We start from the raw sequence: 11,977 nt of genomic DNA, 5'->3' as shown, positions 1-11,977 counted from the left end.
CGGCGAGGGTGTGCGTGGCTCGCTCGCCAAGCAGCTGATTGCCAAGTTCGATCTTTCGAAGGACCGTGAACCGCAAAAGTTCGGCATCGGCATCAAGGAGCTCTGGCAGGTCAAGCCGGAAAACCATAGGCCGGGCCTGGTGCAGCACTCCTTCGGCTGGCCGCTCGGCATGAAGACCGGCGGCGGCTCCTTCCTCTATCACCTGGAAGACAATCTGGTCGCCGTCGGCTTCGTCGTCCACCTCAATTACAAGAACCCTTATCTCTATCCCTTCGAGGAATTCCAGCGCTTCAAGACCCATCCGGCGATCCGCACCACCTTCGAGGGCGGCAAGCGGCTGTCCTATGGCGCGCGTGCCATCACCGAGGGCGGTTACCAGTCGGTACCGAAGCTTTCCTTCCCCGGCGGGGCGCTGATCGGCTGTTCGGCCGGTCTGGTCAACGTGCCGCGCATCAAGGGCAGCCACAATGCGGTGCTGTCGGGCATGCTCGCGGCCGAGAAGATCGCCGCCGCGATTACCGCCGGTCGCAGCCATGACGAGATCGTCGAGATCGAGAATGAATGGCGCAAGGGTGACATCGGCAAGGATTTGAAGCGCGTCCGCAACGTCAAGCCGCTGTGGTCGAAGTTCGGCACGGCACTCGGCGTGGCGCTTGGCGGCTTCGACATGTGGACCAACACGCTGTTCGGCTTTTCCGTCTTCGGCACGCTGAAACATGGCAAGACCGATGCTGAGAGCCTGGAGCCGGCGTCACAGCACAAGCCGATCGCCTATCCGAAACCCGATGGCGTCTTGACCTTCGATCGCCTGTCCTCGGTGTTCCTGTCGAACACCAATCACGAGGAAGACCAGCCGGTGCATCTGCAGGTCAAGGACATGAACCTGCAGAAGAGTTCGGAACACGACATCTATGCCGGCCCGTCGACGCGTTACTGTCCGGCCGGCGTCTATGAATGGGTGGAGAAGGACGGCAAGGACGTCTTCGTCATCAACGCCCAGAACTGCGTGCACTGCAAGACCTGCGACATCAAGGATCCCAACCAGAACATCAACTGGGTGCCGCCGCAGGGCGGCGAGGGGCCGGTCTATCCGAATATGTGAGGCGGATTATCCCCACCGCGACAATTCTTGCGTGCTGACGCCTTCGTGATCGCCTTCTGCCGGAGGCTGTTAGCCGTTCGTTAACCATAATTTCCTTAGCTTGCGACATCATGTTGACGCACTAAGGACACATTCATGACGATCTCCCGCCGGGGCTTTCTGATCGCTCTGCCGCTTTTCGTGGCCGGTTGCTCTTCGACCGGTCTGAACAGTCAGACGAATTATGCCGCACTTCCGGACGAAAAATTCCCGCTGAAGCAGGTGCCGATCGACAAGATCAAGCCGGAGCTCCGCCGCCAGGAAGTGTCCTACGAAACCACGCATGCTGCCGGCACCGTGATCGTCGATACACCCGCGCGCCGCGCCTATTACGTCCTCGGCGGCGGCAGGGCAGTGCGTTATGGTGTTGGTGTCGGCCGCGAGGGGCTGGCCTTTGCCGGCAACGCCTATATCGGCCGCAAGGCCGAGTGGCCGAGCTGGACACCCACCGAAAACATGCAGCGCCGCGAGGAGCGCTATCGCAAGCTCGCCGGCGGCATGCCGGGCGGCCCGAACAACCCGCTCGGCGCGAGGGCGATGTATCTTTACCGCGGCGGCGGCGACACGCATTTCCGCATTCATGGCACCAACCAGCCGCAATCGATTGGTCTCGCCATGTCGAGCGGCTGTGTCCGTATGATGAACCACGATGTGATCGACCTCTATAGCCGCGTCGAGGTCGGCGCCAGGGTCGTCGTCATCCAGGCCTAAGATGTCCGTTCCAAGCTCGGTAAGGACGCCATCTCCATTGAAAAAGCCGCCGCAGCGATGGCTGCAGGCGGCTTTCGATCTGCTGTTGGTGTTGGATTTCAGCGGCGTGGTGTGGCGATACCTGTCGAAAGCGCCACGCCGATGCCGGTGATCACGGCGGCGCTGATTTCCGTCATGCCGATCGCTTCGCCAAGCAGCAAGCCACCGCCAAGCGTCGCCAGCACCGGCGTCAGCGCCGTGAAGGCGGCGGCCTGAGTTCCGCCGAGTGTTCTGACGGCGGTGCCGTAGGCGACCATGGCGACGAGGCCGGAAAGAACGCCCTGGCTCAACACCTGCAGGCCGATCTCCGGGAGCGTAGCCTGTGGCAGCGAGATGCCGAAGATGAGGGCAAGCGCGCCCATGATCAGGAAAGACCAGACGGCGATCAGGGCGCTCGCCTGCACGGCGGTCAGACCGGAGCGGCGGAAGGCATGCGTATAGCTTGCCCAGAGAATGGCGCCGGCCGGCAGCAGCACGAAGCTCGTCCATGGCAGCGAGGCGTCTGCAAGGCTGCGCGTGAGCAGGATCAGTACGCCCGCGACGATCGCAACGAGCCCAGCGATGCGGGTGCCGTCAGGCCTTTCGCGAAACAGCACAATGCCGATCAGCGCCGCGGCGAGCGGCATCGAGCCGCCGAGCAGAATCCCCGAAGAGGCGGCCGGCGTCGAATGGATTGCGAGCGTCGTCAGCAGGAAGAAGACGGCGCCGGAACCGGATACCATGATCGCCAGCAGGTGAAGCGGCAGCGCCTTCGGCAGCAGCCCCGTCTTCAGCCAGACGGGTGCAAGCACCAGCGCCGGAATTCCGAAGCGGATCAGCCCGATGTCGATCGAGCCGAGCGGCGTTGCGGCGCTGTGGCGGGTGACCAGAAACCATGTCGCCCAGATCAGCACGGTAATAGTGCCGCCGGCATAACCCAGTACCTGCGACGGCGACTTGTCGTTCGTGAAAGCAATGGTGGTCATCGTCCTGTCCTTTCCTTCATCCGGAGCCTGTCCGGTTGAAGAGAAGACTAGCGCCAAAGGTCAGGGCATGTCCTTGCTATCTATGGCTCAAAAATCATGCTATGCGCAATCTTCTGCCAATTGATGCCAACAGGGATCGCGAAAATGCCAAATCTCGATAAATTCGATATTGCCATCCTGAAGTGCCTGCAGGAGGATGCGCGGGCCACCAATGTCGAGATCGCCGAGAAGGTGAACCTGTCGCCGTCGCCCTGCCTGCGGCGCATCCGCAATCTCGAACGGTCCGGCATCATCCGCGGTTACACGGCGGATATCGACCGCAAGGAGGTCGGTCTCGGCCTGACCGTGTTCGTCGAATTCAAGGTTGCCCATCACAGCCGCGAGAATTCCGAGGCGCAACAGAAGACATTGCTCGCGATCCCCGAGATCGTCTCCTGCTTTCTGATTTCGGGCACGGCCGATTTCCTCGCGGAAGTGGTGGTGGAGGATCTCGCCGCCTATGAGCGGCTTCTGACCGAAACGTTGTTGACCCTGCCGAATGTCAGCGACATCCGCTCGAACTTCGCCATCCGCAGCATCAAGACGCATGGCCCGTTGAAGCTGCCCGAGGGGAAATAATTCCCCTCGGGCTTGCTTGCGGGTTAGAGCAGCGTCCCGCTGAGGATGAGCAGCGCCACCGAGAAGTAGATGACGAGCCCGGTGACATCGACCAGTGTGGCGACGAAGGGGGCCGAGGCGCTGGCTGGATCGAGCCGGAGCTTCTGCAGCACGAAAGGCAGCATCGAGCCGCAGATCGAGCCGAAGGTGACGATCCCGATCAGGGCGGCAAACACCGTGACGGCGACCATCTGCCAGTGCGGACCGTAATCGTAGAGCCCGGCCGACTGCCAGAAGACGATGCGGATGAAGCCGACCAGGCCGAGGATCGCGCCGAGCACGATGCCGGTCGGCAGTTCACGCAAAAGCACCTTCCACCAGTCCGAAAGCTTCAGCTCGCCGAGTGCTAGCGCCCGGATGATCAGCGACGTTGCCTGCGAGCCGGAATTGCCGCCCGAGCTCATGATCAGCGGGATGAACAGCGTCAACACCACGGCCTTTTCCAGCTCGCCTTCGAAATGCTGCATGGCGCTTGCCGTCAGCATCTCGCCGAGGAACAGCGCTGCGAGCCAGCCGGCGCGCTTGCGGATCATGCCGGCGAAGCTGATCTTCATGTAGGGCTGGCCGAGCGCCTCCATGCCGCCGAACCTCTGTGCCGCTTCCGTCGTGTCTGAGATCATCGTGTCGATCACGTCGTCGACGGTGACGATGCCGAGCATCTGCCCATGTTCGTCGGTGACGGGCAGGGCGAGCAGGTCATGCTTGCGGATCAGCCGGGCGACATCCTCCTGCTTCATCAGCGGATCGGCCGAAACCGGCGCGCCCTTCTGTGCCACAGAGAGGATCGAAGCGTCCGGCTCGCCGGTGATGAGGCGACGCAGTGTCACCACATGCAGCAGCGCATGGCTGACCTCGTCGAGCACATAGATGGCGTAGACGGTTTCGCGCGAGCGTTCGACCTGGCGCACATGGTCGAGTGTGCGGGCGACGGTCCAGCTATCAGGCACGCTGACGAACTCCGTCGTCATGATGCCGCCGGCCGTGCGGGGCGGATAGCCCATCAGATGCTGGATCGCGATGCGCACCGGTTCGTCGAGGCTGGAGAACAGCCGGGCACGGGTCTCGCCGTCGAGTTCGAGCAGCACGTCGGCGACGCGGTCGTTCGACATGCCGTGCAGCAGCCGTGCGGCGTCCTCGGCGCTGATCAGCGCAAGGATCTGTGCGGCGTTGCGAAGCTCCGGCCGGTCGAGAATGTTGACCGCATAGTCGAGCGGCATGCCGATAAGCACCCGCCCGGCGTCCTGGACGCTCAGCGCGTTCAACGCTTCGACGCGTTCGGCGATCGTTGCGCCGCGGCTGTTGTTGATGAAGGCACGGGCGGCATGGCCTGCCCGAAGAGGGAAGCGATTGATATTCATTTGAGGCTCGCCTTTCCGTCGATCCGCCGTAGCGTCCGATCGGGCGAGCCGACAGGAGTCGGTCAGCGCACGAGGGTCGCGTACGGCAAAGGCAATCGACTGCTACTGTCGCTTGGCATCGTTATGATGGCTCCGTTGAAATCCGTGCCTGACGAGTGTCATCCACGTGAATGCTAGGTGGTCCCGAACGCGGAAAAAGTCAAGCGGGGTAAATGCTTAACGCCAGAATGTCGCACCCTGCGATACGCCATTCCAGGCGGGTATGGTTTATATGACCTTGCAGGAAACACCGGGCCTGCCGGCTGCGATCTCAGAATCCTGCGAGCACAGCCTTGCCCTTCATCCTGCCGCTTTCGACCATGGCATGCGCCGTCTTGAGGTTTACCGCATTGATCGGCCCGACGATCTCTGAAAGCGTCGTGCGGATCTTTCCAGCGTCGATGAGCTCGGAAATCTTGTTCAGCAGCTTATGCTGCTCGATCATGTCAGGCGTGCCGTAGAGCGGGCGGGTGAACATCAGCTCCCAATGAACGGAGACGGCCTTGCGCTTGAAGGGCACGATGTCGAGCGTCTTCGGATCGTCGATCAATGCGAAGCGGCCCTGCGGCGCGATCGCTTCGACGATGTCGCCGATATGGCTGTCGGTATTGGTGGTCGAGAATATGAATCCCGGCGCGCCGATGCCAAGCGCTGCCACCTGCGGCGCGATCGGCCTGGAATGGTCGACGATATGATGTGCGCCGAGTTCCTTCACCCAGTCCTGCGTTTCCGGCCGCGAGGCCGTTGCGATCACCGTCAAGTCGGTCAATGCCCGGGCGATCTGGATGGCGATCGAACCGACGCCGCCGGCGCCGCCGATGATCAGGATGGAGCGTCCCGCTCCCGAAACCGCGTCCTGCACCTTCAGCCGGTCGAACAGCGCCTCGTAGGCCGTAATCGAGGTCAGCGGCAGGGCGGCCGCGGCAGCGAAGTCGAGGCTCTTCGGTTTGGTGCCGACGATGCGTTCGTCGACGAGGTGGAATTCGGCATTGCTGCCCGGGCGGCTGATGACGCCGGAGTAGAACACCTCGTCGCCGGGCTTGAACAGGGTGACATCGGCGCCGATGGCCTTGACGACGCCGGCGGCATCCCAGCCGAGCACCTTAAGCTCGTCTGCGGGCGGTGCGGAATGGGCGCGCACCTTGACGTCGACGGGATTGACCGAAACCGCTTTGATTTCGACGAGCAGATCGTGGCCCCCAGCCTCCGGCATCGGCAGCTCGACATCGATCAGCGAGGTTTCGGCGGAGATCGGTTGGGGCGTTTTATAGGCGACGGCGCGCATGGGAAACTCCTGTGTTCGTTGCACGGAAGCTAGATGCGCATTATGTGCTGACAACGCAAGAATGCACAAATTCTGTACGTAGTACCCAAAAGGATACTGTAAATGTCATTGCCGCGCGCCAAGCTCGTCAAGAATTTTCCCGGCTGCCCGGTCGAAGCGACGCTGACTTACCTCGACGGGAAGTGGAAGGGCGTTATCCTCTTTCATCTGATGCAAGGAACTCTGCGCTTCAACGAATTGCGGCGTAAGCTGCCGGCTGTGACCCAACGCATGCTGACCAAGCAGCTGCGTGAACTGGAAGAATCCGGCCTGGTGTCACGTACCGTCTATCCGGTCGTGCCGCCGAGGGTCGAATATGCAATGACGCCGCTCGGCATGACGCTGAAGCCCGTGATCCAGGCATTGGCCGCCTGGGGTGACGCTTATGTCTTCTGCAGCCCGGAAGGCCGCGAGCTGCGCCTGGCCTCAGACGGCCTGCGCGCTCCGGTCGCGGCGCTCGAGGCGTAGCGAGGCCGCAAAGACGAAGAGGCCGAGGAAGGACAGCGCCGCGCCGACATAACCGGTTGCCGCAAAACCGTAACCTCCGGCGATGACGAGGCCGCCGAGCCAGGCGCCGATCGCATTGGCGATGTTGAAGGCGGAATGGTTGGACGCGGCCGCAAGCGTCTGCGCGTCGGCGGCAACATCCATCAGCCGCGTCTGCAGCGCCGGGCCGGCGGCAAAACCGCAGCCGACGAGGAAGACGGAGAGACCGAGCAAATAGGGATTGGCGGCGGTCAGCGAGAAGGTGGTGAGCACGACGATATTATAGATGAGCGACCCGCCGATCGTGCCGAGCAGCGATTTGTCGGCGAGCCACGAGCCGATGAAATTGCCCGCATTCATGCCGACGCCGAAGAGGACCAGCATGATCGGGACCGCCGTTTCCGGCAGCATCGCCACCTCAGTCGTCGTCGAGGCGATATAGCTGAACATTGCGAACATGCCGCCGTAGCCGACGGCGGCGATGCCGAGCGTCAGCCACACCTGCGGCCGGCGGAAGGCGCCGAGTTCACGCAGGAAGCCCGCTTCCGCGGAAACCCTGTCCTTTGGAACGTAGAACCAGATCAGCGCCACGGTCAGCAGGCCGAGCACGCCGACCGAGAAAAATGCCACCTGCCAGTCGAGCGACTGGCCGAAGAAGGTCGTCAACGGCGTGCCGAGAAGTGTCGCAACGGTGAGGCCGAGCATGACCCGGCCGACGGCACGGGCGCGGCGATGCGCCGGCACCATCGAGGCGGCGACAAGGGCCGCGACGCCGAAATAGGCGCCGTGCGGCAGGCCGCTGACGAAGCGCAGCAGCGTGAAGCTTTCGAAGGTCGGCGCCATGGCGCTCGATATATTGCCGGCGGCAAAGATCAGCATGAGAGCCAAAAGCAGCGTGCGGCGCGCCATCTTCGCGGCGAGCACGGCAATGACCGGTGCGCCGACGACGACTCCGAGCGCATAGGCGCTGATGACGTAGCCGGCTTGCGGCGTGGTGACCGAGAAGGTCTCGGCAACATTAGGCAGCAGCCCCATGATCGCGAATTCGCCGGTGCCGATGCCGAAGCCGCCGCAGGCGAGCGCCAGCTGGACCAGCGCCACGGTCATTGCCGACGGCAGCACTTCATCCTGGCTATCAACTGAAATATTGGCGGCAATCTCACTCACGAGAGCTCCTCGAGGCGGTTTCTGCTTGGCAATGGCGCCCTGGCGCAGGCGCGGCCGCAAGCCGATCGGTGGAAATGGCGGGAGGTGGAGATGATGTCTCCGGTAGACCCATCTATCCGTGAGCTCGCGGCTGCCGTCGAGTGCATTTTTTGCAGTGCAGCGTCCTGCTATGTGCATACGTCTATTGCAATTTTTGCATTTCTGCCCTTTGTCAGGAAAGAAGGCTGCGCTTGAAATCGCCGATACCGCAACCATCTCAGGGGCAAGGCAGGAGCATTTCCGCGCCAGGGACGGGAGCTCTTATGAAGCTTATAGGCTTTTTCAATCGCGACGGCGGGACCTTTAAGACCACCGACATGCTGGCCTACGAAAAGAGGGCAGAGGCGGCCTTCCGCGAAGCGGGGCATGATTTCGACGCCATCGTCTTCTCAGGAAAGGAAATCGTTCCCGCCATGGAGCGGGCGGCCAAGCGCGACGATATCGACGGTATCGTCGCCGGCGGTGGCGACGGCACCATTTCGGCGGCGGCATCGATTGCCTGGAAAAACGGAATTGCGCTCGGCGTCGTGCCCGCCGGCACGATGAACCTCTTTGCCCGCTCGCTGCGTGTGCCGCTCGATATCTGGCAGGCGCTCGATGTGCTTGCCTCCGGCGAGGTCGACAATGTCGATATCGCCAGCGCCAACGGCCGGCCCTTCATCCACCAGTTTTCCGCCGGCCTGCACGCCCGCATGGTGCGCTACCGCAACGCCTACAGCTATCGGTCCCGGCTGGGCAAGATCCGGGCGAGCACCAAGGCAGCTTTGGGCGTCATCTTCAACCCGCCGGAATTCGAGGTCGAGTTCGAGGCGATCGGCATGCGCGAGCGCCGCAGGGTGTCGGCGATATCAGTCTCCAACAATCCCTTCGGCGAGAACGCGCTGCTCTACGCCGATGATTTGAGAAGCGGCGAACTCGGCTTCTACACGGCAAATCCGCTGAAACCCCTCGGTGTCGCCCGTCTCGCCATCGACATGCTGCGCGGCAAGGTCCGCGAGAATGCCGATGTCATGGTGATGCACCCGGCCGAAGTGCACCTGCATTTCCCGAAACTGCGCTCCAAGGCCAATTGCGTCATGGACGGCGAGCTGCTGCCGCTCGAACGCGACGTCTCGATCCGGCTGCATCCGGGCGAATTGAAGGTTCTCGTCAAACAGGGGCTCGCCGCTCAGGTGAATGCGGACGAACGCCGCGAGCCCGCTGCGTAAGTCGGCCGGCTGCGTAAGTCGGCCGCCGCGTAATTTCAGAGCCGCGGCAGATAGGTGCGGTAGTCGAAATCCGAGACGGTGCGCAGATGCGCCAGCGCTTCCTTGCGCTTGGTGTCGCCATAGAGCGCCTGATAACGCGCGCCGAAGATATCGGTGATGAAGGGTGAGGTGCGGAAGGTCTCGACAGCGCTGAGGAAATCATGCGTCAGTCGGGTCGTATTCGCAGGTATGTGCGAAGGCGTCGTCTCCTCGCCGGGGTCGAGCTCGCCATCGAGACCGGCGAGCATGCCGCCGAGGATCGCCGCCAGCAGCAGAAAGGGATTGGCGTCGGCGCCGGCGACGCGGTGTTCGATGCGTGCGGCCGGGCCATCCTTGTCGGGGATGCGGATCGCCGTGCCGCGATGGCCGCTGCCCCAGGTCAGATCCACAGGCGCAAACGAGCCCGGCTGGAAGCGGCGGTAGGAATTGGCAAAGGGGGCGAAGATCAGCTGCGCCGCGCGCATGGAGTCGAGCAGGCCCGATATCACCGATTTGAGTAGCTTCGGTTCGCCGCCCTTGGCATCGAGGATGTTGCGGCCTTGCCCGTCGATGATGCTCGCATGCACATGCAGGCCGGAGCCGGCATGTTCGGAATAGGGCTTGGCCATGCAGGTCGATTTCAGCCCGTGGCGGCGCGCCGCCTGTTCGGCGATACGCTTGAGATAGAGGCAATCGTCGGCGGCTGCCAGCGCATCCGCGCGGTGCAGCAGGTTGACCTCGAACTGGCCCGGCCCGAATTCCGCCGTCGTCGCATCCGCCGGCAGGTTCTGCGCCTTCGCATAAGCCCTCAGCGTCTGCAAATAGCCATCGAGCGCGTCGACGGCGCTCATGTCGTAGAGCTGGAAACCGTTCGGTTCGCCGCGATAGGTGAGGCTTTCGGGCGGGCAGGGGCGTCCGGTCTCGCGCCAGTTTCCCGACATCACGTAAAATTCCAGCTCGGTCGCGACGACAGGCGTCAGCCCGCGCGCCGCATAGCGCTCGACCACCGAGGCAAGGATGGCGCGCGGATCCATGAAGCTCGGGCTGCCGTCGAATTCGTGCATGGTGGCGAGCACTTGCATCGAGCCCTCGGGCGCCCAGGGCATCGGCGCCAGGCTGCGCCGGTCGGGGATGACCTTGCCGTCGGGATCGCCGATCGTCAGCGACAGGCCGGTGATATCGTCATTGTCGTCGCCCCAGATGTCGAGCGACTGCGTCGATGTCGGCAGGCGGATGTCGCCGGCCCAGACCTTGTCTTCGGCGCCGGGCGGAAGCTGCTTGCCGCGCAGGTCGCCGTTCATGCCGACGATCAGGATCTCGAAACGCGGGTCGTCGCCTTTCGTCTTGCCGTCCATCCTGTCGCTTGCCATGACCTTGAAAATCCCCCGGGACAAGGCCAAGCTCCTATCCCATCGACATCAGCCTTTCAATCCGCGAGGGTCTTTACCAATCATGCCCGATTCTTACCCACCCTCGAATCTTGCCGCGATCGACGCCGCGCACCACCTGCACCCCTTCGCCGACATGAAGAAGCTGAATGCCGAGGGCGCGCGTATCATCCAGCGCGGCGAGGGCGTCTACATCTTCGACAATCACGGCAGGAAATATCTCGATGGCTTCGCCGGCCTCTGGTGCGTCAATATCGGCTATGGCCGCCGGGAGATCGCCGATGCCGCCACCAGGCAGATGAATGAGCTGCCCTATTACAACACCTTCTTCGGCACGACCTCGACGCCGGCGACGCTGCTTGCGCAGAAGGTCACCTCCCATGCCGGCGAGCGATTCAACCATATCTTCTTCACCGGCTCCGGCTCGGAGGCGAACGACACCTGGTTCCGCATGGCCCGCGTCTACTGGAGCGCGGTCGGCAAGCCGTCGAAGAAGATCGTGATATCAAGGAGAAACGGTTACCACGGTTCGACGGTCGCCGGCGCCAGCCTCGGTGGCATGAAATATATGCACGAGCAGGGCGACCTGCCGATACCGGGCATTGTCCATATCGGCCAGCCCTACTGGTACGGCGAGGGCGGCGATCTCTCACCTCATGAATTCGGCCTCAAGGTTGCCCGCGAGCTCGAAGCGAAGATCGACGAACTCGGTGAGGAGAATGTCGCCGCCTTCGTCGCCGAGCCGGTGCAGGGCGCCGCCGGCGTCATCATCCCGCCCGAGACCTACTGGCCGGAGATCGACCGCATCTGCAAGGCGCGCAATATCCTGCTGGTGACCGACGAGGTGATCTGCGGTTTCGGCCGACTGGGCGCCTGGTTCGGCCACCAGTATTTCGGCGTCGAACCCGATCTGGCGCCGATCGCCAAAGGGCTTTCCTCCGGCTACCTGCCGATCGGCGGCGTGCTCGTCAGCGACCGCATCGCCGATGTGCTGATCAACGATGTCGGTGATTTCAATCACGGCTTCACCTATTCCGGCCACCCGGTTTGCGCTGCCGCAGCCCTCGAGAACCTGCGCATCATCGAGGAGGAAAGACTGGTCGAACGCGTGCGCGACGATATCGGCCCCTATTTCGGCAGGGCCTGGGCAGAGCTGGCAGACCATGATCTGGTCGGCGAAGCCGTCAGCATCGGCCTGATGGGCGGCCTGCAGCTTGCCGCCGAGAAGAGCACGCGTACCCGTTATGCCAAGCCCGATCAGGTCGGTGCGCTGATGCGCAATCACGCGCTGGCGAACGGTCTGGTGCTGCGCGCCACCGGCGACCGCATGCTCGCCTCGCCGCCTCTCGTCATCAGCCACGCCGAGGTGGACGAGATGGCGAGGATTACCAGGCTGGCGCTGGATTTGGCCTGGAAGGAGCTGAAATCCTGATTGCG

Annotated in this window: 11 protein-coding genes; 6 read left to right on the top strand and 5 right to left on the bottom strand. The window is 63.0% G+C overall.

Features of this window, described 5'->3' with window-relative positions:
* Both HX898_RS28460 and HX898_RS28455 read left to right on the top strand, forming a co-directional pair.
* Positions 1-1,102: electron transfer flavoprotein-ubiquinone oxidoreductase (locus HX898_RS28460; RefSeq protein ID WP_180196409.1), on the top strand; the 1,102-nt coding region annotated here is incomplete at its 5' end.
* A 135-nt stretch (positions 1,103-1,237) separates the two neighbouring features.
* Positions 1,238-1,852, top strand: a complete 615-nt coding sequence (locus HX898_RS28455) for a L,D-transpeptidase (RefSeq protein WP_180196408.1) — start codon at positions 1,238-1,240, stop codon at positions 1,850-1,852.
* Positions 1,853-1,950: 98 nt separating this feature from the next.
* Here the strand turns inward: HX898_RS28455 and HX898_RS28450 are convergent, their stop codons facing one another.
* The gene (locus HX898_RS28450; RefSeq protein ID WP_138328448.1) at positions 1,951-2,856 is read right to left on the bottom strand and encodes a DMT family transporter; all 906 of its coding nucleotides are present in this window, start codon (positions 2,854-2,856) and stop codon (positions 1,951-1,953) included.
* A gap of 96 nt (positions 2,857-2,952) precedes the next feature.
* Here HX898_RS28450 and HX898_RS28445 point away from each other — a divergent pair, with 96 nt between their 5' ends.
* Positions 2,953-3,474, top strand: coding sequence for an Lrp/AsnC family transcriptional regulator (locus tag HX898_RS28445; RefSeq protein ID WP_173862918.1), 522 nt, complete (start codon positions 2,953-2,955; stop codon positions 3,472-3,474).
* A gap of 23 nt (positions 3,475-3,497) precedes the next feature.
* On the opposite strand, the gene mgtE is transcribed toward HX898_RS28445, so the two are convergent.
* Both mgtE and HX898_RS28435 read right to left on the bottom strand, forming a co-directional pair.
* Positions 3,498-4,871 carry a magnesium transporter gene (gene mgtE, locus HX898_RS28440; RefSeq protein ID WP_138328446.1) on the bottom strand — a complete coding sequence of 458 codons (1,374 nt, stop codon included), beginning with the start codon at positions 4,869-4,871 and terminating at the stop codon, positions 3,498-3,500.
* Between the two features lie 310 nt (positions 4,872-5,181).
* Positions 5,182-6,195 (bottom strand): zinc-binding alcohol dehydrogenase family protein, encoded by a 1,014-nt coding sequence (locus HX898_RS28435; protein ID WP_138328445.1) that lies wholly within the window; start codon positions 6,193-6,195, stop codon positions 5,182-5,184.
* Positions 6,196-6,297: 102 nt separating this feature from the next.
* Here HX898_RS28435 and HX898_RS28430 point away from each other — a divergent pair, with 102 nt between their 5' ends.
* On the top strand, positions 6,298-6,702 hold the full coding sequence (locus tag HX898_RS28430; RefSeq protein ID WP_138328444.1) for a helix-turn-helix domain-containing protein: 405 nt from the start codon (positions 6,298-6,300) through the stop codon (positions 6,700-6,702).
* Here HX898_RS28430 and HX898_RS28425 read toward each other — a convergent pair.
* A complete protein-coding gene (locus tag HX898_RS28425) occupies positions 6,661-7,887 on the bottom strand; it encodes an MFS transporter (protein WP_138328443.1) in 1,227 nt (408 codons plus the stop codon). The two genes, HX898_RS28430 and HX898_RS28425, sit on opposite strands and share 42 nt — an antisense overlap.
* A 302-nt stretch (positions 7,888-8,189) precedes the next feature.
* On the opposite strand from HX898_RS28425, the gene HX898_RS28420 reads away from it, so the two are divergent.
* A complete protein-coding gene (locus HX898_RS28420; protein WP_171599390.1) occupies positions 8,190-9,134 on the top strand; it encodes a diacylglycerol kinase family protein in 945 nt (314 codons plus the stop codon).
* A gap of 35 nt (positions 9,135-9,169) precedes the next feature.
* Here the strand turns inward: HX898_RS28420 and HX898_RS28415 are convergent, their stop codons facing one another.
* A complete protein-coding gene (locus tag HX898_RS28415) occupies positions 9,170-10,522 on the bottom strand; it encodes a glutamine synthetase family protein (RefSeq protein ID WP_180196410.1) in 1,353 nt (450 codons plus the stop codon).
* An 82-nt stretch (positions 10,523-10,604) separates the two neighbouring features.
* On the opposite strand from HX898_RS28415, the gene HX898_RS28410 reads away from it, so the two are divergent.
* Complete coding sequence (locus HX898_RS28410) at positions 10,605-11,972, top strand: aspartate aminotransferase family protein (protein WP_180196407.1); 1,368 nt, start codon at positions 10,605-10,607, stop codon at positions 11,970-11,972.
* The last annotated feature ends 5 nt before the right edge of the window (positions 11,973-11,977 follow it).

Source organism: Rhizobium sp. WYCCWR 11128 (assembly GCF_013416305.1).
In the GTDB taxonomy this organism is placed as follows: Bacteria; Pseudomonadota; Alphaproteobacteria; order Rhizobiales; family Rhizobiaceae; genus Rhizobium; species Rhizobium indicum.
The sequence above is the reverse complement of the archived record's forward strand: the minus strand, read 5'-3'. Positions and strand labels throughout refer to the sequence as shown.

Bases quoted from the DNA above. Each gene is read 5' to 3' on its own strand.
- HX898_RS28420 (WP_171599390.1), top strand. From the start codon at position 8,190: ATGAAGCTTATAGGCTTTTTCAATCGCGACGGCGGGACCTTTAAGACC.
- HX898_RS28445 (WP_173862918.1), top strand. From the start codon at position 2,953: ATGCTATGCGCAATCTTCTGCCAATTGATGCCAACAGGGATCGCGAAA.
- HX898_RS28415 (WP_180196410.1), bottom strand. From the start codon at position 10,522: ATGGCAAGCGACAGGATGGACGGCAAGACGAAAGGCGACGACCCGCGT.
- HX898_RS28410 (WP_180196407.1), top strand. From the start codon at position 10,605: ATGCCCGATTCTTACCCACCCTCGAATCTTGCCGCGATCGACGCCGCG.
- HX898_RS28435 (WP_138328445.1), bottom strand. From the start codon at position 6,195: ATGCGCGCCGTCGCCTATAAAACGCCCCAACCGATCTCCGCCGAAACC.
- mgtE (WP_138328446.1), bottom strand. From the start codon at position 4,871: ATGAATATCAATCGCTTCCCTCTTCGGGCAGGCCATGCCGCCCGTGCC.
- HX898_RS28455 (WP_180196408.1), top strand. From the start codon at position 1,238: ATGACGATCTCCCGCCGGGGCTTTCTGATCGCTCTGCCGCTTTTCGTG.
- HX898_RS28450 (WP_138328448.1), bottom strand. From the start codon at position 2,856: ATGACCACCATTGCTTTCACGAACGACAAGTCGCCGTCGCAGGTACTG.
- HX898_RS28430 (WP_138328444.1), top strand. From the start codon at position 6,298: ATGTCATTGCCGCGCGCCAAGCTCGTCAAGAATTTTCCCGGCTGCCCG.